The 21,378-nt window shown below is 57.8% G+C and carries 25 protein-coding genes; all 25 read left to right on the top strand.

Going from position 1 to position 21,378, the window contains the following annotated elements; all coding sequences use genetic code 11:
• Nucleotides 1-875 (top strand): phage portal protein (locus tag IOB61_RS04895; protein WP_290813038.1); only part of this gene is annotated, 875 nt, incomplete at its 5' end.
• On the top strand, nt 872-1,135 hold the full coding sequence (locus IOB61_RS04890; RefSeq protein WP_290813035.1) for a hypothetical protein: 264 nt from the start codon (nt 872-874) through the stop codon (nt 1,133-1,135). The genes IOB61_RS04895 and IOB61_RS04890, both read left to right, overlap by 4 nt.
• Nucleotides 1,135-1,623, top strand: a complete 489-nt coding sequence (locus tag IOB61_RS04885) for an HK97 family phage prohead protease (protein ID WP_290813032.1) — start codon at nt 1,135-1,137, stop codon at nt 1,621-1,623. Before IOB61_RS04890 ends, IOB61_RS04885 begins: the two co-directional genes overlap by 1 nt.
• A 23-nt stretch (nt 1,624-1,646) precedes the next feature.
• Nucleotides 1,647-2,858 (top strand): phage major capsid protein, encoded by a 1,212-nt coding sequence (locus IOB61_RS04880; protein ID WP_290813029.1) that lies wholly within the window; start codon nt 1,647-1,649, stop codon nt 2,856-2,858.
• An 11-nt stretch (nt 2,859-2,869) separates the two neighbouring features.
• The gene (locus tag IOB61_RS04875; RefSeq protein ID WP_290813026.1) at nt 2,870-3,394 is read left to right on the top strand and encodes a phage head-tail connector protein; all 525 of its coding nucleotides are present in this window, start codon (nt 2,870-2,872) and stop codon (nt 3,392-3,394) included.
• On the top strand, nt 3,391-3,795 hold the full coding sequence (locus IOB61_RS04870) for a DUF3168 domain-containing protein (protein ID WP_290813023.1): 405 nt from the start codon (nt 3,391-3,393) through the stop codon (nt 3,793-3,795). The genes IOB61_RS04875 and IOB61_RS04870 overlap by 4 nt, the downstream gene beginning before the upstream one ends.
• A gap of 25 nt (nt 3,796-3,820) precedes the next feature.
• Entirely contained in the window at nt 3,821-4,237 is a 417-nt protein-coding gene (locus tag IOB61_RS04865; protein WP_290813020.1) for a phage major tail protein, TP901-1 family, read from the top strand.
• Nucleotides 4,234-4,530: a GTA-gp10 family protein gene (locus IOB61_RS04860; RefSeq protein WP_290813017.1), complete on the top strand. Its 297-nt coding sequence runs from the start codon at nt 4,234-4,236 to the stop codon at nt 4,528-4,530. Before IOB61_RS04865 ends, IOB61_RS04860 begins: the two co-directional genes overlap by 4 nt.
• Nucleotides 4,527-4,739 carry a phage tail assembly chaperone gene (locus IOB61_RS04855; protein WP_290813014.1) on the top strand — a complete coding sequence of 71 codons (213 nt, stop codon included), beginning with the start codon at nt 4,527-4,529 and terminating at the stop codon, nt 4,737-4,739. The genes IOB61_RS04860 and IOB61_RS04855 overlap by 4 nt, the downstream gene beginning before the upstream one ends.
• Nucleotides 4,720-5,256 carry a phage tail tape measure C-terminal domain-containing protein gene (locus tag IOB61_RS04850; RefSeq protein WP_290813011.1) on the top strand — a complete coding sequence of 179 codons (537 nt, stop codon included), beginning with the start codon at nt 4,720-4,722 and terminating at the stop codon, nt 5,254-5,256. Before IOB61_RS04855 ends, IOB61_RS04850 begins: the two co-directional genes overlap by 20 nt.
• On the top strand, nt 5,253-5,885 hold the full coding sequence (locus IOB61_RS04845; RefSeq protein ID WP_290813009.1) for a DUF2460 domain-containing protein: 633 nt from the start codon (nt 5,253-5,255) through the stop codon (nt 5,883-5,885). The genes IOB61_RS04850 and IOB61_RS04845 overlap by 4 nt, the downstream gene beginning before the upstream one ends.
• A complete protein-coding gene (locus IOB61_RS04840; RefSeq protein ID WP_290813006.1) occupies nt 5,882-6,763 on the top strand; it encodes a DUF2163 domain-containing protein in 882 nt (293 codons plus the stop codon). The genes IOB61_RS04845 and IOB61_RS04840 overlap by 4 nt, the downstream gene beginning before the upstream one ends.
• Nucleotides 6,760-7,173 (top strand): NlpC/P60 family protein, encoded by a 414-nt coding sequence (locus IOB61_RS04835; RefSeq protein WP_290813003.1) that lies wholly within the window; start codon nt 6,760-6,762, stop codon nt 7,171-7,173. Before IOB61_RS04840 ends, IOB61_RS04835 begins: the two co-directional genes overlap by 4 nt.
• A complete protein-coding gene (locus IOB61_RS04830) occupies nt 7,173-10,547 on the top strand; it encodes a glycoside hydrolase TIM-barrel-like domain-containing protein (protein WP_290813000.1) in 3,375 nt (1,124 codons plus the stop codon). Before IOB61_RS04835 ends, IOB61_RS04830 begins: the two co-directional genes overlap by 1 nt.
• On the top strand, nt 10,511-10,924 hold the full coding sequence (locus IOB61_RS04825) for a hypothetical protein (RefSeq protein WP_290812997.1): 414 nt from the start codon (nt 10,511-10,513) through the stop codon (nt 10,922-10,924). The genes IOB61_RS04830 and IOB61_RS04825 overlap by 37 nt, the downstream gene beginning before the upstream one ends.
• 116 nt (nt 10,925-11,040) lie before the next feature.
• Nucleotides 11,041-11,982: a DnaJ C-terminal domain-containing protein gene (locus tag IOB61_RS04820; RefSeq protein ID WP_290812994.1), complete on the top strand. Its 942-nt coding sequence runs from the start codon at nt 11,041-11,043 to the stop codon at nt 11,980-11,982.
• A 23-nt stretch (nt 11,983-12,005) separates the two neighbouring features.
• Nucleotides 12,006-12,746 carry a gamma-glutamyl-gamma-aminobutyrate hydrolase family protein gene (locus IOB61_RS04815; protein ID WP_290812991.1) on the top strand — a complete coding sequence of 247 codons (741 nt, stop codon included), beginning with the start codon at nt 12,006-12,008 and terminating at the stop codon, nt 12,744-12,746.
• Between the two features lie 77 nt (nt 12,747-12,823).
• Nucleotides 12,824-13,237, top strand: coding sequence for a hypothetical protein (locus tag IOB61_RS04810; RefSeq protein ID WP_290812988.1), 414 nt, complete (start codon nt 12,824-12,826; stop codon nt 13,235-13,237).
• Nucleotides 13,238-13,304: 67 nt separating this feature from the next.
• On the top strand, nt 13,305-13,991 hold the full coding sequence (locus IOB61_RS04805; RefSeq protein ID WP_290812985.1) for a response regulator transcription factor: 687 nt from the start codon (nt 13,305-13,307) through the stop codon (nt 13,989-13,991).
• Nucleotides 13,988-15,373 (top strand): sensor histidine kinase, encoded by a 1,386-nt coding sequence (locus IOB61_RS04800; RefSeq protein ID WP_290812982.1) that lies wholly within the window; start codon nt 13,988-13,990, stop codon nt 15,371-15,373. The genes IOB61_RS04805 and IOB61_RS04800 overlap by 4 nt, the downstream gene beginning before the upstream one ends.
• A gap of 120 nt (nt 15,374-15,493) precedes the next feature.
• Nucleotides 15,494-16,900 (top strand): hypothetical protein, encoded by a 1,407-nt coding sequence (locus IOB61_RS04795; protein ID WP_290812979.1) that lies wholly within the window; start codon nt 15,494-15,496, stop codon nt 16,898-16,900.
• Between the two features lie 146 nt (nt 16,901-17,046).
• Nucleotides 17,047-18,180 carry a c-type cytochrome biogenesis protein CcmI gene (gene ccmI / locus IOB61_RS04790; RefSeq protein WP_290812976.1) on the top strand — a complete coding sequence of 378 codons (1,134 nt, stop codon included), beginning with the start codon at nt 17,047-17,049 and terminating at the stop codon, nt 18,178-18,180.
• 74 nt (nt 18,181-18,254) lie between these two features.
• Nucleotides 18,255-18,773: a cytochrome c maturation protein CcmE gene (ccmE, locus tag IOB61_RS04785; protein ID WP_290812973.1), complete on the top strand. Its 519-nt coding sequence runs from the start codon at nt 18,255-18,257 to the stop codon at nt 18,771-18,773.
• 84 nt (nt 18,774-18,857) lie between these two features.
• A complete protein-coding gene (locus tag IOB61_RS04780; RefSeq protein WP_290812970.1) occupies nt 18,858-20,882 on the top strand; it encodes a heme lyase CcmF/NrfE family subunit in 2,025 nt (674 codons plus the stop codon).
• Nucleotides 20,879-21,361 (top strand): cytochrome c-type biogenesis protein, encoded by a 483-nt coding sequence (locus IOB61_RS04775; RefSeq protein ID WP_290812967.1) that lies wholly within the window; start codon nt 20,879-20,881, stop codon nt 21,359-21,361. Before IOB61_RS04780 ends, IOB61_RS04775 begins: the two co-directional genes overlap by 4 nt.
• The last annotated feature ends 17 nt before the right edge of the window (nt 21,362-21,378 follow it).

Raw genomic sequence — 21,378 nt, 5'->3', positions numbered from 1 at the left:
TGCAAATTGCGGGCAATGGGTGGCTGGAACTTGTCGCCTTAGAGGGAGAGCCGCGCGAGATTTGTGCGCTGCGGCCAGATCGGGTTCGCATCATTCCGGGTGCTTCAGGCTGGCCTGCGGGTTGGGAACATGAGGCCAATGGGATCAAGAGACGATTGTGGCGCGACCCGGCAACCGGACGCTCGCCCATGTGCCACCTCAAGCTCTTTAATCCTGCCGACGACCTCTATGGCCAGTCGCCCTTGGAGGCGGCAGCGATTGCCGTGGACATTCACAATGCGGGTGGGGCTTGGAACAAGGCCTTGATCGACAATGCTGCCCGCCCATCTGGGGCCTTGGTTTACCGCGGCATTCCCGGCGCAGAACGCTTAAGCGAGGAACAATTTGAGCGTCTGAAGGCCGAACTCAGCCAAGCCCATACCGGTGCTGCCAATGCGGGCCGCCCCCTTCTTCTGGAAGGCGGACTTGAATGGACAAGCATGAGCTTAACGCCTGCCGAGATGGACTTTGTCGAGGCCCGGCGCGCGGCAGCCCGCGATATTGCTTTAGCTTTTGGTGTGCCGCCCATGTTGTTGGGCATTCCAGGTGATGCCACTTATTCCAATTACAAAGAGGCCAATACTGCCTTTTGGCGACAGACGATTGTGCCCCTCGTGACCAAGGCAGCAGCCGCGCTGACAGCTTGGCTGGGACCTTGGAGTGACGAGCCCCTCTTGATCCGGCCCGACTTGGATCATGTGCCCGCACTTTCGGCAGAACGCGAGGCATATTGGGCCCGACTTGAGGCGACTTCCTTCCTAACCGCGACCGAAAAACGCGCGCTGGCCGGACTTGGAGCCTTGGATATGCCATTGGCGGAAGGGCAGACGTCATGAGCGACGTGGCAGCACCCTCTAATCCGCGCCAAGCCCCAGACCTCCGGCTGACTTTGGCCATCCTCATCACTTTGGTGCTGCAGGCTGTGGCGGCTCTTCTCTGGGTCGGTGCGGCGGCCCAACGCCTCGATAATCTCGAGGCAGAGGTCAAATTGCAGCAGCCAATCGTGGAGCGCATGGCCCGGATTGAGGCGCAAGTCGCAGCCGTCCGCTCCAGCCTCGATCGAATTGAAAACCATATTGATCAGGAGGCAAACTGATGCAGCCTTTGATCATCTCGGGCTATGCTAGCCTGTTTGGTCTGCCCGATTTGGCAGGCGATGTGGTTGAGCGTGGGGCCTTTGAAACCTCGCTCCGCCGCTTACCAGCCGCCTCAATCCGTATGCTCTATCAGCATGATCCAGATCGGCCCATTGGCCGTTGGGTTGAGGCTGTAGAGGATCAGGCGGGTCTGTGGATGCGCGGCTTGGTTGAGCCCAATCACCCTGACACGCAAAAGATCGCAGCCCTTATCCAAGCCGGTCTCGCCGACGGTCTCTCCATTGGCTTTCGCACGCTGGAGGCCGCGCCCCGGCCTTCCGGCGGGCGCATCTTGAAGACGATTGATCTGCGCGAAGTCTCCATCGTCACCTTCCCCATGTTGCCGCGCGCCCGGTTCCGCGTGCGCGGCTCTTCCCCATCCACACGGCCGTCTGTGCCTGCGGATCTTACGCGTCGCGTTCAAAACCCTGCCGCGCCAGCGGCTTAACGGAGTAATCCATGGAAACTAAAATGACCCAATCGCCCGAAGTGCGGGCAACCCAAAACGAACTGATGTCGGCTTTTGAGGCCTTCCGGGCCGCCAATGACCAAAGGCTGGCTGAGATCGAACAGAAGTCTTCTGCCGATGTGCTTCTGGAAGAAAAAGTCGATCGCATCGATCGCAGCCTCACCCGCGCACAGGCAAGTTTAGACCGTCTGTCGCTGGCAGGTCTTCGCCCTGGCACCCAACCAGCCCCAGACCCAGACCGACAAGAGGCAAAGGCTGCTTGGGCAGGCTTTATGCGTCGCGGAGATGAAAGCGCTTTGGCTGCGATTGAAGCCAAGTCCTTGTCCGTCGGTGTGGCTTCTGATGGCGGTCATGTTGCCCCACCTGAAGTGCAAGCCACGATTGATCGGCGCATTATTGCGGCCTCGCCCATGCGTCGCTTGGCCTCTATACGCACCACGTCAGCCAATATCTTCCGTAAACCAATTGCCATTTCAGCGCCCGCTGTTGGCTGGGTTGCTGAAACGGGGACGCGCACGGAAACAGCCACACCATCTTTGGACCTCTTGTCCTTTCCAATGGGCGAAATCTACGCCATGGCTGCGGCAACCCAGACACTGCTCGACGATGCGCTTCTGGATATGGATCAATGGTTGGCTGGCGAGATTGCCGAAAGCTTCTCGAGCGCTGAAAGCATTGCCTTTATCTCTGGCGATGGCGTCAATAAGCCCAAGGGGCTTTTGGCCTATACCGCTGCACCTGACGCAAGTGCGACATGGGGGCAGATCGGTTATCTGGCTTCTGGCGTCGCGGGTGCTTTCCCCGCCGCCAATCCTGTCGATAAATTGGTTGACCTTACCTATGCGCCCAAGACGCCCTACCGGGCCAATGCCAGCTTCTTGATGAACCGACGTAGCGTTGGTTTGGTGCGTAAGTTCAAGGATTCAGCGGGTCAATACATTTGGCAACCCTCTTTGGTCGCAGGCCAGCCGGCCACGTTGTTGGGCTTCCCGGTGGTGGAGTGCGAGGACATGCCAGATGTCAGCGACAGTGGTCTTGCCATCGCTTTTGGTGATTTTGAAAAGGGCTATCTGATCGTCGACCGCGCTGACGTGCGCGTTCTGCGCGATCCCTACACCAACAAGCCGTTTGTCATGTTCTATGTCACCAAGCGCCTCGGCGGTGGTGTGCAGAATTTCGACGCGATCAAACTGCTCAAATTCACCGTCAGCTAAGGCAAAATCCCATGGCCCTGGAAACTCTGATCCCCCCGGAGGGGGAGCCCGTGTCACTGTCAGACGTGCGTGCCTATTTGCGAATTGGCACGCAAGGCGATGACGCTTTGCTTAGTTTGTTCATCGCCGCGGCACGCGAAGCGTTTGAGGCGCGGACCGGGCGTGCGCTCCTTTCGAGGCGTGTGCGTCAGAGTTTCCTTGGTGCCTTGTCCCCGGGCGTTTTGATCCCTGCGACAAGTCCTGTCACGGCGATCCATGCTGTCCGGGTGATGTTGCCTTCCGGCGCACTGGCAGATGCAGGTGGCGGCCTCCTCAATCTGGTCGGCGGCAAGTTCGTATTAAATCAGCCAATTAGCGATCTGAGTGTGGAGTATCAGGCTGGATATGCCACCAGCACGCTGGTGCCCCAAGTCTATCGCTTGGCCATTTTGGAAGCCGTCGCGGATGCGCTTGCGCGCCGCGATAGCGATGGCTCTACCCCTGTAGCGGGTGAGAAAGCGCTGTGGGATCAGAGTTTTGCAGGGGTCAAATTATGAGTGCGACCGCCTGTCAGCAGGCTTTGGACGCCGTGTTTCGAGCGGATCCGACCGTACAGGCTGCTTTGGGTAATCCTGTCCGATTGGTCGAAGCACCGGTTAAGCTGACGGCCTATCCCTTTGCGATCTGGCGGCGCTGGGAGACCAAGCCAATCGATTCCTCGCTTGTGCAGAGCGATGAGCATATTGCGACTTTGGAAGTGGTCTGCCGTCAAAACGGGGCAGAGGTGGCCCGCGAAGCTGTAGCCGCCCTTGCCAGCTGCGCGGCAGCGGCAAGGCCTAACGCGATTGGCGCGCGCATCGTGCTGATCCTGCCGCTTTTTTGCGATGTGCTGCGCAGTGCAGACGGCCGATCTTGGCTCGGCCTCGTGCGTTTAAAGATCATTGCTGATCGTAACTGAATAATTTTTCATTTAGGAGGCCATAATGGCGGGACAAGCAGGACGGGACGTTCTACTCAAAATATCGGACGGGGCAGCAACCCCCAATTTTGTGACGATTGCAGGTCTGCGGGCCAAAACCATCGCGCTCTCGGCAAAGTCGGTTGATGCCACTTCGGCAGAAAGCCCCAATGCCTGGCGAGAGCTCTTGGCCGGGGCAGGCTTGAAAGAAGCCAGCGTCACTGGCAGCGGCGTGTTTAAGGATGCTGCGTCTGACGCTTTGGTCCGAGCCAGCTTTTTTGCGCAAGATCGTCGCGTATGGCGGTTGATTATTCCAGACTTTGGCACTCTCGAAGGTCCGTTCCAGATAGCGGCACTGGAATATGGTGGTGCCCATGATGGCGAAGCGACCTTTTCCATGACGCTCATCAGCGCCGGCGAATTGGGATTTGTCGCGCTATGACCGGGCTCATCAACAAAGTCCGTGGTGAGGCGGTTTTGCATGTCGACGGCCGTCCCTTAATCCTGTGCTTGACGATGGGCGCTTTGGCACGTTTGGAAGCAGCCTTTGAAGTCACAAGTTTGGAAGCATTAGAGGCCCGGCTCGCCAATCTTTCCAGTCACGATGTCTTGCTGATCATCTCAGCCCTCCTATGCGGCGAGGCGCTGAGTCCAAAAGACCTCGCCCAGGCCCAAATCCACCCGGCAGAAGCGGTGGCAGCAATTACAAAGGCGTTTGAAGGGGCAGGTGCATGAGCATGCTGCCTTGGCCAAGCCTGCTGAAGCAGGCGGTGAGCCTCACGCTTAGCCCGTCTGCCTTTTGGCAGATCTCAGTCGCTGAATGGCGCGCTCTGCTTACCCCCGATCTGGCCAGCAGCGGGGGCATGAGCCGCGCCAATCTAACCCAGTTATCCCAACGCTTTCCCGATGAGGAGATGCCGTCTCATGAGTTCAATGAAAAATAATTCATTTGATGATGAATTGCAGAACGCAGCCGATAGTCTCGATGCATTTGCCACTGGCCCTGCGCAAGCTGCGGCTGATGCTTTGGGCGATGCTTTCGCTAAAGCCGGCAAGCGCGTGTCGGCTTCTTTGGCTGAGGCGGCGCGGAGCGGGGAGATCTCCGTGCGAGGACTGGCGGCCAGCTTGGTGCGCGACTTGTCCAATCTGGCGCTTGACCGCTTTGTTACGAAGCCTATCGAAGGGGCTTTCTTGCAGATTGTGAAAAGCCTCCCACAAGCTGGCGCGCGCGCAGATGGGGGTCCTGTAACCTCCGGCGGGGCCTATCTTGTGGGCGAGCGCGGGCCAGAAGTGTTTGTCCCTGCAAACTCAGGTCAAATCCTGCCGAATGGGGCAGCTCAGCCCATCTCGATTACGATCCACATGGCACCGGGCAGTAATCTGGCCGAGGTCAAGCGCTCGTCCACCCAGGTCGCTGCAGCTTTGGCGCGCGCCGTTCAACGTGGGGGCAGTTTGCTATGACCGCGTTTCATAACATCAGCTTTCCCCTCAAGCTGGCACGGGGTGCGGTTGGTGGACCCGAACGGGTGACCGAAGTGGTTGCCTTGGCCAATGGTCGCGAAGTCCGCAACAGCAGTCTTTCGCGCTCACGGCGGCGATGGGATGTGGGCTCAGCGATCCGAAATCTGGATGACTTGGCTGAAATCACAGCCTTTTTTGAGGCTCGATTAGGACGGCTGCATGGGTTTCGCTTTAGTGATCCGGCAGATCATAAAAGCTGTCGGCCCTCCCAAACACCGGGCCCTTTTGACCAACTTCTGGGCACAGGGACGGGCAGCCAAAAGATTTTCCAGCTTCAAAAGACCTATGGCGATGCAGCCGGTAGCAGCGTCCGGCCGATCCATTTGCCCGTTCAGGGCAGTGTTCGGGTTGGCATTGGCACCACAGAGCTTCCCACCTCGGCCTTCTCTGTCGATCACCAAACGGGCCTGCTTACTCTATCGTCGCCTCCGGCCGCTGGCCAAATGGTTCGGGCAGGCTTTAGCTTTGATACACCCGTCCGCTTTGATAGCGACCGGCTCGACATCGCCCATGATGCGTTTGAAGCTGGCCGCGTGGTTTCGCTCGCTTTGGTGGAGATCTTGTTATGAGGTCTCTTCCGCTGGCCTTGGCGGCAAAGTGGCACGCGGGGGTCACACATTTCGCGCGCGGCTGGCGTCTAATCCGGCACGATGGGGTAGTCTTGGCGGCCACCGAACATGATCGGGATCTCGTGGCGGCAGGAACCACATTTAAGGCAGCGCTCAGCCTGCATGAAAGCCCTGTCGAAGCTGAATTGTCGTTGAGCCCAGGCCATGCCGCGTTGTCGGGTGCCCTTGCACTTGCCGGCATGGATGAAGCCGATATCAAACTAGGCCTATGGGATCAGGCGCGGGTCGAGGCCTATTTGATCGATTGGCAAGAGCCAGAGCTTTTCTTGCCGCTATGGTCAGGCTTTGTTCAGCGCATTGTATGCCACGGCAGTCAGTTCGAACTGAGCATTGAGACCCTTGAGCCTGCGATGAACCAGACACTGGGTCGTGTTTATACGCGAACATGCGACGCCAATCTGGGCGACACGCGCTGTGGCGTTGATTTGAGTGATCCCCGTTTTCGTACCACCGTGACCATCCTTTCGGTTACCAGCGATCGCACCCTGACCGTAGCACCGGTCGAGGGCTTTGACCTGACTGCCTTTGGTGGCGGTCTGTTATGGATCATTTCGGGGCCGGCAGCGGGCTTAGTTCGACCGATCCAGCAGGTTGAAGCATTAGGTGGCACATGTGCCATCAAGCTGGCCCAACCCATGCCCCTTCTGCCCGCCCAAGGTGATCAGCTGAGCCTAAATCTTGGCTGTGACAAGCAGTTTGCGACCTGCCGCAGCCGCTTTGACAATGGCCTTAACTTTCGGGGTATGCCCACTCTGCCCGGCGACGCGACCGTGGTTAAGGGCCCCAGCCCCAGCGGCAACACAGGGGGCAAAAGATGAGGCTTGAGGCCTTAGGTTTGGCGCGGGCTTGGCTGGGTACGCCCTATGTCGAAGGGGCTAGCCTATGCGGCGTTGCGGCAGATTGTGTGGGATTGATTGAGGGTCTAGCCCGCGATTTGGGTCTGGCCTGTCCCTCGCGAACCTCATTGACGCGTGACCTCGTAGCAGCCGCACGTGTGCTGTTGGTGCCCTGTGAAGAAGCCCTGCCGGGCTGTGTGATCTTGTTTGCGCAAAGCCCCGGCCAAGCCCCGGTTCATGCTGGTCTGATGGGCGAGGGCAGACGCTTTATCCACGCGCATTGGACGGCGGGCATCGTCGAAAATCGTTATGGAAACTGGTTTCAAGCCCGCACGACCCACGTTTTCGATTGGCCCGCACGACCCAATTCTGGTCGCACAGGAGTTTGCTAATGGCCACCCTTATTCTTTCCAATGTCGGACAAGCCCTATTTGGACCCGTCGGTGGGGCGATTGGCGGCTTAGTCGGCAATTCCCTAGATCAAGCCCTGATTTCCAGCCTGACACCGGCGCGTATCCAGCCCTCTCGTCTGGCGAGCTTGAAGGCACAAGGCGGTGGTGAAGGGGCACCCATTCCGCTTGTTTTTGGCCATGCCCGCGTCACGGGCCAAGTGATCTGGGCGTCCCAATTTAAAGAGCACACCAAGAAACGCACCCTTGGTGGCAAGGGCGGACAGCGTGTGGTGGAGCGCTCATACGCCATCAGCTTTGCCATCGGTCTGTGCGAGGGACCGATCCAAGGCCTTGGCCGCATCTGGGTCAATGGCGAGGCCTTTGATTTGAGCCAAGTCACCTATCGGCTGTATAGGGGTGGCGAGGACCAAGAACCAGATCCTCTTGTCGAGGCGATCGAGGGCTTAGCAAACGCCCCGGCCTTTCGTGGTCTTGCTTATCTGGTGTTTGAAGACTTTGATGTTACCTCATTTGGTGATCGTATTCCCAACATCTCAGCAGAAGTGATGGCCGCAACGCCCGTAACGGCCAATCGCCCCCGTCTGCAAGATCTCGCACGCGGTGTTTGTCTAATCCCTGGTGCTGGGGAATTTGCTTATGCCACCACGCCAATCCAAACCAGTTGGAAGCCGGGGACGGCACAGTCTGAAAACCAACATGTGCAAAGCGCGCGCACCGACCTGTGTGTTTCTTTAGACAATTTAGCGCGCGATCTGCCCCATGTTGATCATGTCTCTCTCGTCGTGGCTTGGTTCGGCACGGATTTGCGGGCAGCCCATTGCCGGATTGAACCGCGCGTCGACCAGCGCTTTAAGCCAACCCGTCCACGCCTGTGGCAGGTGGCGGGCCTGAGTCGTGGAAACGCCAATTTGGTGTCCTCTGTCGATGGCAAGCCAGCCTATGGCGGTTCACCTGAAGATCGCGGCGTGATTGAAGCCATTATCGAGCTCAAGGCTCGCGGCCATCAAGTCACGCTGAACCCCTTTGTGATGATGGATATTCCGGCAGGCAACCAACTGCCTCATCCCCAAAGCGGGATCGGTCAGCCAGCCTATCCGTGGCGCGGTCGGATCACCTGCGCTTTGGGTTCTATGGCGGTGGAAGACCAAATTGCCGCCTTTTTTGGCTCAGCCTCGGCCAATCACTTCAGCCTGCGCGGGCAAGAGCCGATTTATGTAGGTCCAGATGAATGGTCTTATCGGCGTTTTGTTTTGCATCAGGCGATGCTGGCCAAGGCTGCAGGTGGGGTGGAAAGCTTCTTAATTGGCTCCGAGCTTGTTGGTCTGACGCACATTCGTTCTTCAACGGGGCAATTTCCCGCTGTGACGGCCCTCAAGGCCTTGGCAGCTCAAGTCCGTTTGATCCTTGGGCCACAGGTCAAAATTGGCTATGCTGCGGACTGGACTGAATATGGCGGCTATCAGCCGCCCGGCAGTCAGGACCTTTGCTTCCCGCTTGATCCTCTCTGGGCCGACCCAAATTTGGATTTCATTGGGCTTGATTGGTACCCGCCTTTAACCGACCGCCGTCTGGGCGAGCCCGACCCCGATTTAGCGGCCTTGCAAGCTGGAATTGAGGGCGGGGAGGGCTATGACTTTTATTATGCCAGTGAGGCTGATCGTAGTTCGCGGACCCGCACCCCTATTACCGATGGTGCCTATCAAGAGCCCTGGGTGTGGCGGGTCAAAGACATTCGAAGCTTTTGGAGCCAAAGCCACTATGAGCGGGTAGGCGGCCAACGCCTCTCCACCCCAACGCCTTGGGTGCCAGAATCTAAGCCTATTCGCTTGATGGAATTGGGCTTCCCAGCGGTCGATAAGGCGGCAAACCGGCCCAGCGTTTTTCCCGATCCGAAATCTGCGGAGGCAGGTCTGCCGCCCTTTTCAACCGGTGCCCGCGATGATGGCGAACAACGCCTCGCGCTTGAAGCCAGTTTGGCCTATTGGCGCGATCATAGCCCGATCTCTTCCCTAGACGGGCGGCCCATGATTGGGTTGGAGCATATTTTTCTCTGGACGTGGGATGCGAGGCCCTATCCCCACTTTCCGAACCTGCAAACGGTTTGGGGTGATGGTGCCCATGCGGCAACCGGGCATTGGCTAGCGGGTCGGGCAGGGATCTTGCCCGTGCGAGAGCTGTTGGATGCGATTGGCACCCGGGCCGGCCTAACGAGGCTCCATGCAGACGCTGTTTCAGGCTATGTGGAAGGCTATGTCGTGGAGACGCCTACAACGGCGCGGGCCTTGATTGAGTCCCTTCTATCGCCATTGGGCTTGGAAGCGCGGCCCCGATTTGACGGCTTGGAGATCGCCGATATCTCGCCCCCTGAACCTGTTTGCACCTTGGCAGCTTCTGAGTTTCAGATGAAAGAGGGTGCGGCTGATATCTCGCGGATTGTCCAACCTCAGGAGGTCCCGGCCCATGTTCAACTGACGACCTATGCCAGTGAGCGTGACTTTGAACCCGCTCAGTATCGGGCCGAGGGGCGAGGGCGGATGGGCCTAGGCCTTTCGGCGACCTTGCCCCTCGTGGTGGATGCACAAACGCGGCAAGCCATGGCTCAACAACTGGCCGCTGCCGCTCCCTTCGAGCGCTTGCAGGGCAAGCTAACCCCAGCCATCGCGGCGAGCCTGCAGATTGGCGATCGGTTTGCTTGGGAAGAAGGTACTGTTTGGCGCGTTGACCGCCTAGAGGGGCCTTGGGCGCAAGACCTGGTGGCCACCCCCGCGCCACACCAAAGGCAAGCCCCTTTGACCAGTCACGCCTTGCACGTTGAACCGCGGTTGCCGTGGCTTGCCGCGCCGCCAGACTTGGTTGTGCTGGATTTACCGGCACCCTTTACGCAGGTCCAAGCACCAAAGCCCGTATTCGGGGCCTTTGCTAGCCCATGGCCCGGGACAATTGAAATTCGGCTGGCAGAGCAAATTGTGGCGCGCTTGGACCGTCCGATGACCTATGGCCGCTTGAGCGAAGCTCTGCCTGCCACGCCTATTTCGCGTCGGCTGGCAAAAGGCTGTGTCGTTACTTTTGCCAACACGGAGCCGCCGCCCACTTCTGGCAAAGCGGCCCTGTATGACACGGGCGGGGTGGTCGACATTCTTACTTGGGCACGTGCGACGTGGGTGGCCAGCCAGACTTGGCGGCTGGAGGGCGTCGTGCGGGGCTATCATGGTGGCGCGACCGGTCCTGCCCTGCCAGTGGATACGGGATTTGTTGTCTTGGACGACGCACTGGTAGCAGCTGATTTGGACCCCAGCCTTATCGGTGTGCCTTTGGAATGGACCGCGGCCCCGCAGCCCAAGCCGACTTGGTAACCCGTCTTGAAGCGCGTTTTTCCCAAAACGCCGCCCTGCCATGGTCACCCTGCCACCTACGCGCGCGACGCACGCCAAATGGCATTCAGTTTTCGTGGGTCAGGCGGGCCAGCGGGGATGGCGATAGTTGGGCCTTGCCCGAGGTGCCGCGCGGGCTATCCGTTGAAACCTATGTGGTCTGCGTCAAGAGTTCGACCGGGGCTAGCCTCCGCATATTCGAGGTTGAGGGGCCATCCTGCCTCTATCCGGTCAGCGACGAGCTGGCCGATTTTGGAGCCCAACAGACCCAAATCACCATCTCCATTTGTCAGCGCGGCCCCGCCGGTCGCTTCGGCTATGCTCTGGAGGAACGGGTCGGCGTGCAACTCAATCGCTAACCCCCCTTTCGCCGCAAGTTGAGAGCGCCTAAGTCACCTGTTGAGAAAACGGACTGCCCCCATGAGCAGAATTGGGGCGGGGCGGTTAGATTTGCAGGAATTTAGGAGATCAAGGCGTGGCAGAAGAACCTTATGCAGTGCTTGGCGTTCAACGCGGAGCCCCATTTGCCGAGGTTCGAAAAGCCTATCGTAAGCTCGCCAAGGAATTGCATCCAGACGCTAATCCAAACAATAAGGCTGCAGAAGAGCGTTTTAAACGCGTCTCGGCTGCCTTTACTTTCCTTGATGATCCAGACCGCAAGGCAAGATATGATCGCGGCGAGATTGATGCCGATGGCAATCCAAAATTTGCGGGCTTTGGCGGTGGCGGTTCACGCGGCCCCTTTGGTGGTGGCGACCCGTTTGGTCCAGGCGGGCCCTTTGGTGGGGCTGGGCGTCGGGCAACCGGACCTGGGCAACCCGAATTTGAAGACATGTTTGGCGACTTGTTTGGTGCTGCCTTTGGCGCGCGCGGTGGCCCGCGCCCCGGCTTTCAAGCCGGAACCAAGGGGCAAGATATTCAGGCCACCATCAAGATTGACTTTGAAGATGCAATTGCTGGGACCAAACAACGGGTGAAGGTTGGCGATCGCACAATTGATGTGTCGATCCCTGCAGGGGTTGAAACAGGTCGAACCCTTCGGTTGCGGGGCCAAGGGGGCCCAGGCCAAGGTGGCATGCCGGCAGGCGATCTGATGGTGACCGTCACGGTCAAACCCCATCCCGTATTTCAACGCGACGGCGATGATGTGCGTATGGACCTGCCTGTTTCCTTGAGTGAAATTCTTGAAGGTGGACGAGTTGAAGCAACCATTCCCAATGGCACCGTCTCGCTTACCATCCCACCCAACGCGAATTCCGGTACGGTCTTGCGACTGAAAGGCAAGGGTGTGGCGCGACCTGGCGCACCGGGGGACTTGTTTATCCGCTTGATCTTGGGCCTGCCCGAGGGCGACAATGCGGAATTGAAGGCGCTTTTGGCCAATTGGTCTCGACGGGACGAGCCGCCAAAGCGTTAGCCTTGGGCGAAGGATGTAGGGCTATGGGACTGTTGGGAGATAAGCCAATCATCGGCATCATTTTGGACGAAAACACCAGCCAAGGCGGCGCGTCCTATGACACTGGCAAGGGCTATTTTAAGGCCATTGAGAAAGCCGGCGGTGTGGCTTTGGGGCTGCCCTATGCTGCGGACTCTCTCGAATTTGCGCGCCAGCATTGTGCGGGCCTGATGTCGACCGGCGCGCGCATCAAATTCCCTTCCGAATGGTATGTCCCTGGACAAGAAAGCTATGCGCCCCAATCCGACCGCTTTGCGATCGAGCGGGCACTGGTGGAAGCATTCTTGGCAGAAGATCGACCCTATTTTGGTATTTGTAATGGCATGCAAATGCTGGGGTGCCTATCGGGGTGTCGCATGAGCGGGGACGCAAAATCCTATACCGATGGCAGCATTGCCCATGATGACCGGACAACCCGCCATGGTGTAAAGGTCACCGGCGGAACCAAGCTTCATGCCATCACTGGCCTTGACCATCTTCAAGTGAATAGTTTCCACCGCGAAGCTTTGGTGGAGATGAGCGATCAAGTCGTTATCTCAGCCTATTCTGATGACGGTCTGGTGGAGGCCATTGAACGGCCAGATCGCCGCTTTGTGATGGGCGTACAATGGCATCCAGAGCGGCTGATTGAAGAGACTTCTGACGCCGCAGCGCTGTTTCAAGCATTTGTGACAGCTGCCTATGACTGGGCGAAAGCCGCCCGATTGCAGCCTTCAGCACTGTAATTGGGTGTTTTTCGCATGATTACCGGATTGTTACAGCCTTATGAGTGCGGGTAAAGTAGCTGGGATCGGCCTCCTCTATGAACGAAACGGATCGATCACGTTTAGTCCACGTTCAGAACCATGCGTGTAATCTTGGCCTTATGAAAAAGCTGATCGCCCTCTTGTTGAGCTCGTCTCTCTTAGCCAGTCTCAGTCTGGTTGGGCCTGCGCAAGCAGGACGGGTCTCTGCTGCACCTTCAAGCCCCACAGGCTTGGTGTTTCGCGAAGATGTGCGTCATGGTGGCCTCTTTCAACTGGCCAGCCAAATCGTCCCTCTAAGCCAGGTCTTGGAGATGATTAACGCCATTGAACCCGGCAATCAGCTTGATACGCAAATTGTGACCGAGAATGGACGTCCCTTTTACATCGTGCGTTGGCAGGCCTCGCGTGGCCGCATCATGATTTTCAAAGTCGATGCCCAATCTGGTCAGATTGTTGGTCGCCAAGGCTAGTTTATCAAACAACTGAAGTTCGCCGTCGCGGACCTTTGGGATGTGGTCAAGAGAGGGAGTGGAGCGGATGCGCTGTCTGGTAGTGGAAGATGATCCCGATTTGCGGCGTCAGCTTGAGCGCGCTTTGCAAGATTCCGGCTATGCCGTTGATGTTGCAGCCGATGGCGAGGAAGGTCATTTTCTAGGCGAAACCGAACCCTATGATGTTATCGTGCTTGATCTGGGTTTGCCACTGATTGACGGTGTGACCGTGCTGGAACGGTGGCGTAATGCCGGTAAAGTCGTCCCCGTGCTGATTTTGACCGCGCGCGATCGCTGGAGTGAAAAGGTCGCTGGCTTTGATGCCGGGGCAGACGACTATCTCACCAAGCCATTCCATATTGAGGAATTATTGGCGCGCCTGCGGGCCCTTGTCCGCCGTGCGGCTGGCCATGCTACCCCGGCGCTGGAATGTGGTGACCTTCGGTTAGACCCACGCGCCCAGCGGGCGACTGTGGCAGGCGATCCCGTAAAGCTAACCAGCCATGAGTTGCGCCTTTTGACCTATCTTATGCACCATGTGGGACGTGTTGTGCCGCGTTCTGAATTGATCGAACATATTTATGACCAAGACTTTGACCGCGATTCCAACACGATCGAAGTCTTTGTTGGCCGACTTCGTAAGAAGATTGGCCAAGATCGGATCGCGACAATCCGGGGTCTAGGCTATCAATTGCTGGATCCAGACGCCACCAACGCGTCAGGTAAGGGGTGAGGCCTCGCCGATCTCTTGCGGGGCGACTGGTTGCCGTTGCCGCCATCTGGTCAGCTTTGGTGCTGGTCGCAACCGGCTATGGCCTGTCGGCTTTGTTTCGCAATTCGGTCTTTGAGGCCTTTGATCGCGAACTGACGGTCTCCATTGATGCTTTGGCTGCGACCATAGAGACCGATGGTCAAGGGCAATTGCGGGTTCCGCGTCCGCCGACTGATCCGCGTTTTGTCCGCCCCCTGTCTGGCCATTATTGGCGGGTTGTCGATGTCACGGCAGGCCCGAAGTTACTGGGTCCAGGGGTTAGTTCGCGCTCTGTCTGGGATGAGCCGTTTGAGCCGCCTTTGCCCTTGGTTGAACAGGTTCTCGCCCAACCTGGTCTCACCCAAACGATTGAAATGAGCCGCGATAAAGAGCGCCTGCGGGTGGCTGCTCGACTGGTACAATTGCCGGGGCGGAGCAGTCAGACCCTGTTGATGGTTGGGGCCGACACGGGCGAAGCTGTGGCCGCAGGCGACCGGTTCAATCTGGCATTGTCGCTGGGTCTTTTGGCGCTGGCGCTCGGCCTATTGGGTGCGATTTTCCTCCAGGTACAATTGGGGCTCGAACCCCTGCGTCGCATGGGAAGAGAGCTGGCGATGATCCGCAATGGTGAGCGTGACCGTCTGGATGAAGATGCCCCAAAAGAGCTGGCACCTTTGGCCGGTGAACTCAATGCGCTGATTTCTCACAATCAAGAAGTGGTTGAGCGCGCCCGCACCCATGTCGGTAATTTGGCCCACGCCCTCAAGACCCCCTTGTCGGTTCTCCTGAATGAATCGCGACACCGGCAAGGCGAATTTGAAGATCTGGTGGCCCGCCAAGCACAAGCTATGACGCGCCAAGTTGAGCATTATTTGAAGCGGGCGTCGGCTGCTGCACGGGCAGAATCCTTAGGTGCGCGCACCCCTATTGGCCCCGTCATCGAGGATGTAAGCCGCACCCTCGGGCGTCTATTCAAAGCCGATGGGGTCAAGGTTTCAGCCCAGTTTGAGGACAATCTCGTTTTTCGTGGCGAAAAAGAAGATTTGGAGGACTTGATCGGCAATTTGTCGGAAAATGCCTGCAAATATGGGGGTGGGCTTGTGGAAATTACCGCACGCTTGGCCCCAAATGGGCAGATTGAAATCACGATTGAGGATGATGGCGACGGCTTAGAAGGCGATGCCTTAGTTGCGGCCTTGAAACGCGGCGCACGTTTGGATGAAACTTTGCCGGGTTCCGGGCTTGGTTTGTCGATCTGCGATGAATTGGCACGCGCTTATGGTGGCAGCCTAAGGCTAGATCGATCTGAATTGGGAGGATTGCGCGCGCAATTATTTCTACCTGCCGCGGAAACATCTGTTTAGATTTAAATTTTACTGTCTTTATCTCTGCAAACACCAAATTAACCCATTTTTGCTACGAAAGCTTGCTTGACGGCTACATAACATTTGGCCGCGAGTGAGTACCGACTTGAGTTTTCGCAGATGACAGTTCTAACCGACGACAAGATTGCCGCCCTAAAGGCCCTGTTGCTTTCGACCCCGCCTGCAACGGCTGGGAAGCTATGGGCGCTTCTGGAGCGCATGAAAGTTCAAGGTGTTCAATCGATCCCGACTGGGGAATTGCTCGATGCCATGCGCGAAGCGGGCATTCCTGCCACCTTTGCAACCGGCCAAGCCCACACCCGCGTCCTCAGTTTCGACCGCTTATTTTTTGAACCGTTTGAAAACCTATTCGAAAATGGTCCGCTGCATCGTCTCATGCCGGGTTCTTTGCCGCGCATTGGCTTAGGCCAGGTCTGGAAGCTCATTATTGGCCAGCTTGCGCCCGACGCATATGTTGACCTTGAGCCCTTGGGGACGGCCGCAAGCTTGCGCGGCGACATGACCCAAGCCCGTGATTATGCCCAGCAAATGCGGACCGAACTTTTGTCCAATATCCAGGACATCCCACCCGAGCGCTTAAGCGCTTTGTCGAAAATGCCTGAAGCAGCCCATGTTTTGGGCCGCTTAATCCCGCTCCTTGAAGCGGAAAAGGCTGGACGCGAGATTTGGACCGGTGTTCAAAGTTTGCGCGGCGACATGCATGAACAGTCGATCCTGCGCTTGGCAAATGCCGTCAAGGAAGCTGAAAACCGTAGTCCGCAAGCCGCAACTGAAATCTTGCTCCTGACGATGTCGGTTCTGCCCAAGCCATATCAAGCTCTGCGTGTGTTACAGCGCGTGTCGCGTGGCGTCGATGACCGCAAGATTGATACAACCCATTTCGCCGTCGTGGGGCGGCGGGTCATTGCCTTGTTGCGCCGCGAAGGTGCCGTGATTGAGCATGCCGCCCTGGGCGGAACATTTGATGTGGAAGCAGTTGCTGTGGCGATCGACCGCCACAACAAGCTGGTGCATGGCATGACGCGCGATACAATTCTTTCGCCAAATGGTCCATGGCGGCAAGAATTGACGGCCATTTGTAGCCAAGTTGGCTCTCGCTTGGAAATGATCTGCCATGCGGCAGTCAAAGCACTCGACCAAGCCTTGCCGATGGACATGGTTCGCAAAAAAAATGCTGGCATGCTCACGGAACCACGCTATGGCGCGGCAATCGATCCGAACAAGGTTGAAGTGGCGCGGTGCCATATGCAATTCTTGGTGGCCACCCGCCTTTTGGCACCTCTCGCTGGCTTTGGCGGCTTCCGTGACAATGCGAGCCGGACCTGTGCCGGTCAATTGGATGCGGTGTGCGAAGGTTTGGTTCGGGTTGCGCGGGAGGGGGAAACTTCCCCGCATTTCCAAGATTGGATCAATGCCGTTGTTACGTTGATCACCGCTCTCGACGGCCCCATGCCCGCTAAGAATTTTGAGCGGCGGATCTTGGCCTTCCTCAAAAAGGCGGCCTAAGCCGACGATTGATCGCGCAAGCTTGAAGCCTTTGCCTGCGACATTTTCACCCTTAAGCCTTGAACCGAAGGGTGGGAGCGTGCATGTCGCCCTTCATCATGACTCACCTCCCCCCTTTTCTCGTTGCTGGATTGTTTTGGCTTAGCTTGCTTGTTGCCCTCGTGGGGGCGGCGTGGTGGGTGTTGCGGGCAGGAGCGCGGGGAGGCGCGCTCGAAGGCGACCGGGCCGATCTGCAAGTCTATCAAGATCAAATCGCAGAGATTGACCGCGATTTGGCACAAGGCCGAATTTCAGAAGAGGCAGCACAAGCTGGAAGGCTGGAGATTGGACGTCGGCTGGTCCAAGCCCGTGACCGCACGTTGAGTGAAGGGCCCCGTTTGGGCAAATTGGCCTTGACCAGTGTGGCTGCCGCCATCGCATTGGGGGCAGGGGGGCTTTATCTTCTTTATGGGTCGCCACAAAAGACCGACCAACCCTTTGCCCAGCGCGAAGCAGAACTGTTGTCGCGCGCCCCTGAAACCTTGAGCGAAGATGAGATTATGCTCTTGCTGCAGGAACAGGCAAGGAAGGCACCCGACGATCCAATGCCCCACGCCTTGATGGCGCAAGTCCTCAGTAGCGCCGGGCGTGACCAAGATGCTTTGCGGGCCTTTCAAGCGGCGTTGCGCCGCGATCCAAAAAATGCCGAACTGATTGCAGAGACTGGCGCTGTTTTGATGCGTTTGAACAAGGGCGTAGTTGGGGCCGATGCCAAATCAGCTTTCGATGCAGCCCTGCAACTTAACCCGAACTCTGCGAGTGCGCGCTTCTTTCTGGGGCTTGCGGACTGGCAGGCAGGCAAAAAACAAGAAGCTTTGGCATCTTGGCGATCGGCCTATATTGCCAATGAAAAGGAACCTGACAGTCAACGCCAATTGGTCGCTCGTGTAGCTGAGGTCTTGTCACAATTGGATCGTGGTCCAGATGGAGATAGTCCGCCGCCAATGGCTGGGATGGCCCAGACAGATCCGGCAGCTCAAAAGGCCTTTATTGACACGATGATTGCCAAGCGGGTGGATCGTATCGCTGAAAGCCCAGCCGATCCGGCCTTGCGCTTGTCGGCGGCGCGGGTTCTTTTGATGACAGGCAGAATAAAAGAGGCACGCGATATTCTTGTGGTCGGACAAAGTCAGCAGACGCGCGATCCGCTTTTGTCTGCCGTATACAGCCTCGCTCTTGAAAGTGCGCCTAGCGCGGAAGCAAATGGTGCATCGGGCTCTGCTCCGATGCCGAAAAGGTGAGTGTGTGTGAGGGAAAGGTTTCTTTCCATTTGCGACGTGACGCAGTAGTTTGTGGGAAAGATTGAGTAAGAGCCATGCGCAGACGTGATCGCCGCCTTCTTCTGATTTCTGCAGCAGGAATTGTTCTGCTGGGTGCGACAGCGGTTGCAAGCGTGGCTTTGCGCCAAACGGCCTCTTTCTTTTATTCCCCGACTGACGCACAAGCCAAAAAACCTGAAGCTGGTACGCAAGCCCGTATCGGCGGTCTTGTCGCTAAAGGCACAGTGGTACGTAGCGACAACGGCAGCGTAAACTTCATCGTGACGGACATGAAAGCCGATGTCCGCGTGAGCTATCGCGGCGTGTTGCCCGATCTATTCCGGGAAGGGCAAGGTGTTGTGGCCGAAGGCAAGTTTACTGCCCCCGACACGTTTGAAGCCCGCACGATCCTGGCACGTCACGACGAAAACTATATGCCCAAGGAAGTGGCTGATGCGTTGAAGGCTTCTGGCCAATGGCGCGATGCGCCTTTACCGGTCAGCCAAAGCAACACCCAAACCAATTTGGGCACCGGTGCCGGGATGGTGAACCCAGCTCACACAGGTTCAAAGTAAACGTGAACTTGGCCATCGGCAAAACTTCGTTTTGAGCAGTGGAAACAGGTTGAACCCAACGGCCTGCGGGGTACATAGTCGGGTATGATCGCAGAACTCGGACACTTCCTTATCTTCCTCGCCCTTTTCGCCAGCTTTGCGCAGGCAGCTACTGGCTTGTGGGGTGGCCATGCCCGCGATGGCCGCTTTGCTGCCATGTCAAAAGCCGCATCCGACATTGCATTCTTTGCCATTGCGTTGGCCTTTTTCGCGCTGATGAGCGCGTTTATCCGCTCCGACTTTTCCGTCGAAAATGTGGCGAAGAACAGCCATACTCTGAAGCCGCTGCTCTACAAGATTGCAGGTACGTGGGGCAATCATGAAGGGTCCATGGTGCTTTGGTGTCTGATCTCGGCTGGCTTTGGCTGGATGCTGGCGCATTTTTCCAAGGGCTTACGGTGGGATTTGCGGGCGCGCGCGATTGGCGTGCAAGGCCTTTTGACGGCGGTCATGATGGCTTATCTGGCCTTTGCCTCAAACCCATTCGTTCGGTTGGACCCAGCCCCCCTACAAGGTGCTGACCTTAATCCCTTGCTGCAAGATCCTTCGTTGGCGGCCCATCCGCCCTTCCTCTACTTGGGCTATGTTGGTTCGTCCGTGGTCTTCTCCTTGGCGGTTGCAGCTTTGTTGGAAGGGCGCGTTGATGCGGCTTGGGCCCGATGGGTCCGGCCTTGGGCGCTGGCATCGTGGACGTTTTTGACGATCGGTATCGCGCTAGGCTCCTATTGGGCCTATTACGAGCTCGGTTGGGGTGGCTGGTGGTTCTGGGACCCCGTTGAGAACGCAAGCTTTATGCCTTGGCTATTGGGTGCTGCACTTCTGCATTCAGCCATTGTTACCGAAAAGCGCGGCGGTCTTGCCAGTTGGACGGTGTTGCTGGCGATCCTCACATTTTCGCTCTCGCTCTTGGGCACCTTCTTGGTCCGCTCTGGCGTGTTGACTTCGGTGCACGCGTTTGCCCTCGACCCTGAGCGTGGCTTTATTATTCTGATGATCCTTGCGGCCTTTACTGGCGGAGCCTTGGCTCTCTTTGCCTGGCGCGGTCCAAGTCTGGGTTCAGATCGGGGTTTGTTTGCCCCAATAAGCCGGGAAGGGGCTTTGGTTCTCAACAATCTCTTCCTGACCGTGGCAACAGCAACCGTTCTGGTGGGGACGCTCTATCCGCTTTTGGGCGAGGCCGTGTTTAAGCGGGCCTTGTCGGTCGGCCCGCCTTACTTCAACTTGACCTTCACCCCGCTGATGGCGCTGGTGCTCTTGGCTTTGCCCATCGCACCTTATCTGGCGTGGAAGCGCGGAGACATTATGGCCGTGCTGCAACGTCTGTGGGTTGCCGCAGCTTTGACCGCACTGGCCATCACCTTGAGCTGGGCCTTTATGGGCGGGAAGGCTCTGGCGGCGATTGGCATCGGTCTTGGCACGTGGCTTGTCTGTGGGGCGATTGCCGAAGTGCTTGACCGCGTCCGATTTGGCAAATTGCCAGCGCCCCAAGTCTGGGCGCGCGTAAAGGGTCTGCAACGTGCGGCGTGGGGCATGACCATCGCCCATCTGGGTATGGGCGTATTTGTCCTTGGTGCGGTTTCTGAGACGGCGTTCCGCATCGAACACACAGCCTCGCTCGGCTTGGGTGAATCGACAAGCTTTGCTGGCCGGACGGTGACCCTGAAGGCGGTCACGGCTGAAGAAGGCCCAAATTACTATGCCGACCGGGCGCAATTGATCGTGACCGATGGCAAGCGGGAACTTGTTCTGGCCCCAGAGCGCCGCTTTTATCCAGCCGCCCGTATGCCAACTACCGAAGTCGCTTTGCGGTCGTCTCTGGCTGGCGATGTTTACGCGGCTTTAGGGGACCCCGCTGAAATCAATGGTCGCATGGCCTGGACCGTGCGGCTCTATTGGAACCCGCTGGTGGTCGCCATTTTCGGAGGTGCCTTCTTGATGGCGCTCGGCGGGGCTGTGAGCTTGACCGACCGTCGCTTGCGCATTGGCGCGCCGCAACCGGCCAAGTCCAAACGCGGTGGGGCAAGCACGCCACCGGTTGATCCATCCAGCGTCGGGGTCGCTGCGGAATGAAGCAAAAGCTAATCAAATTTCTTTTGCTTGGCTGGCTTGTTTGCCTCGCAGCGCCCACGGGTGCCTATGCGGTAGAAGCACCCTTGAGTGACCCGGCCTTGGAAGCCCGGGCCCAAAGCCTCGCGCGCGAAATCCGTTGTGTGGTGTGCGAGAACGAGCCTGTTGCCTTATCGTCGGCCGAGATTGCCGTTGATATGCGCAAAGCCATTCGTGAGCGGGTTGCTGCAGGCGATAGCGACGCGCAAGTTCGTCGCTTTTTTGCCGACCGATATGGCGAGTTTGTTCTCCTTCGCCCGCGTATCGGCATGGATACCTTTGCGCTGTGGGGCGCGCCGCTGGCCCTGCTGTTACTTGGCGGCTTGGGCCTTTATATTGCTAGCCGGCGTGGCCAAGCTGCCCCAGCGGATATGCCTGCCATTGATGACGCCCAAGCCCTTGCGGCCCTTAAAGAGTTCGAGGCCAAGTCTAAAACAGACTGAAATCGCAATCTAACAGC

Source organism: Aquidulcibacter sp. (assembly GCF_020253525.1).
GTDB lineage: Bacteria > Pseudomonadota > Alphaproteobacteria > Caulobacterales > Aquidulcibacteraceae > Aquidulcibacter.
The sequence above is the reverse complement of the archived record's forward strand: the minus strand, read 5'-3'. Positions and strand labels throughout refer to the sequence as shown.

Bases quoted from the DNA above. Each gene is read 5' to 3' on its own strand.
- IOB61_RS04890 (WP_290813035.1), top strand. From the start codon at position 872: ATGAGCGACGTGGCAGCACCCTCTAATCCGCGCCAAGCCCCAGACCTC.
- IOB61_RS04885 (WP_290813032.1), top strand. From the start codon at position 1,135: ATGCAGCCTTTGATCATCTCGGGCTATGCTAGCCTGTTTGGTCTGCCC.
- IOB61_RS04880 (WP_290813029.1), top strand. From the start codon at position 1,647: ATGACCCAATCGCCCGAAGTGCGGGCAACCCAAAACGAACTGATGTCG.
- IOB61_RS04875 (WP_290813026.1), top strand. From the start codon at position 2,870: ATGGCCCTGGAAACTCTGATCCCCCCGGAGGGGGAGCCCGTGTCACTG.
- IOB61_RS04870 (WP_290813023.1), top strand. From the start codon at position 3,391: ATGAGTGCGACCGCCTGTCAGCAGGCTTTGGACGCCGTGTTTCGAGCG.
- IOB61_RS04865 (WP_290813020.1), top strand. From the start codon at position 3,821: ATGGCGGGACAAGCAGGACGGGACGTTCTACTCAAAATATCGGACGGG.
- IOB61_RS04860 (WP_290813017.1), top strand. From the start codon at position 4,234: ATGACCGGGCTCATCAACAAAGTCCGTGGTGAGGCGGTTTTGCATGTC.
- IOB61_RS04855 (WP_290813014.1), top strand. From the start codon at position 4,527: ATGAGCATGCTGCCTTGGCCAAGCCTGCTGAAGCAGGCGGTGAGCCTC.
- IOB61_RS04850 (WP_290813011.1), top strand. From the start codon at position 4,720: ATGAGTTCAATGAAAAATAATTCATTTGATGATGAATTGCAGAACGCA.
- IOB61_RS04845 (WP_290813009.1), top strand. From the start codon at position 5,253: ATGACCGCGTTTCATAACATCAGCTTTCCCCTCAAGCTGGCACGGGGT.
- IOB61_RS04840 (WP_290813006.1), top strand. From the start codon at position 5,882: ATGAGGTCTCTTCCGCTGGCCTTGGCGGCAAAGTGGCACGCGGGGGTC.
- IOB61_RS04835 (WP_290813003.1), top strand. From the start codon at position 6,760: ATGAGGCTTGAGGCCTTAGGTTTGGCGCGGGCTTGGCTGGGTACGCCC.
- IOB61_RS04830 (WP_290813000.1), top strand. From the start codon at position 7,173: ATGGCCACCCTTATTCTTTCCAATGTCGGACAAGCCCTATTTGGACCC.
- IOB61_RS04825 (WP_290812997.1), top strand. From the start codon at position 10,511: ATGGACCGCGGCCCCGCAGCCCAAGCCGACTTGGTAACCCGTCTTGAA.
- IOB61_RS04815 (WP_290812991.1), top strand. From the start codon at position 12,006: ATGGGACTGTTGGGAGATAAGCCAATCATCGGCATCATTTTGGACGAA.
- IOB61_RS04810 (WP_290812988.1), top strand. From the start codon at position 12,824: ATGAACGAAACGGATCGATCACGTTTAGTCCACGTTCAGAACCATGCG.
- IOB61_RS04805 (WP_290812985.1), top strand. From the start codon at position 13,305: ATGCGCTGTCTGGTAGTGGAAGATGATCCCGATTTGCGGCGTCAGCTT.
- IOB61_RS04795 (WP_290812979.1), top strand. From the start codon at position 15,494: ATGACAGTTCTAACCGACGACAAGATTGCCGCCCTAAAGGCCCTGTTG.
- ccmE (WP_290812973.1), top strand. From the start codon at position 18,255: ATGCGCAGACGTGATCGCCGCCTTCTTCTGATTTCTGCAGCAGGAATT.
- IOB61_RS04780 (WP_290812970.1), top strand. From the start codon at position 18,858: ATGATCGCAGAACTCGGACACTTCCTTATCTTCCTCGCCCTTTTCGCC.
- IOB61_RS04775 (WP_290812967.1), top strand. From the start codon at position 20,879: ATGAAGCAAAAGCTAATCAAATTTCTTTTGCTTGGCTGGCTTGTTTGC.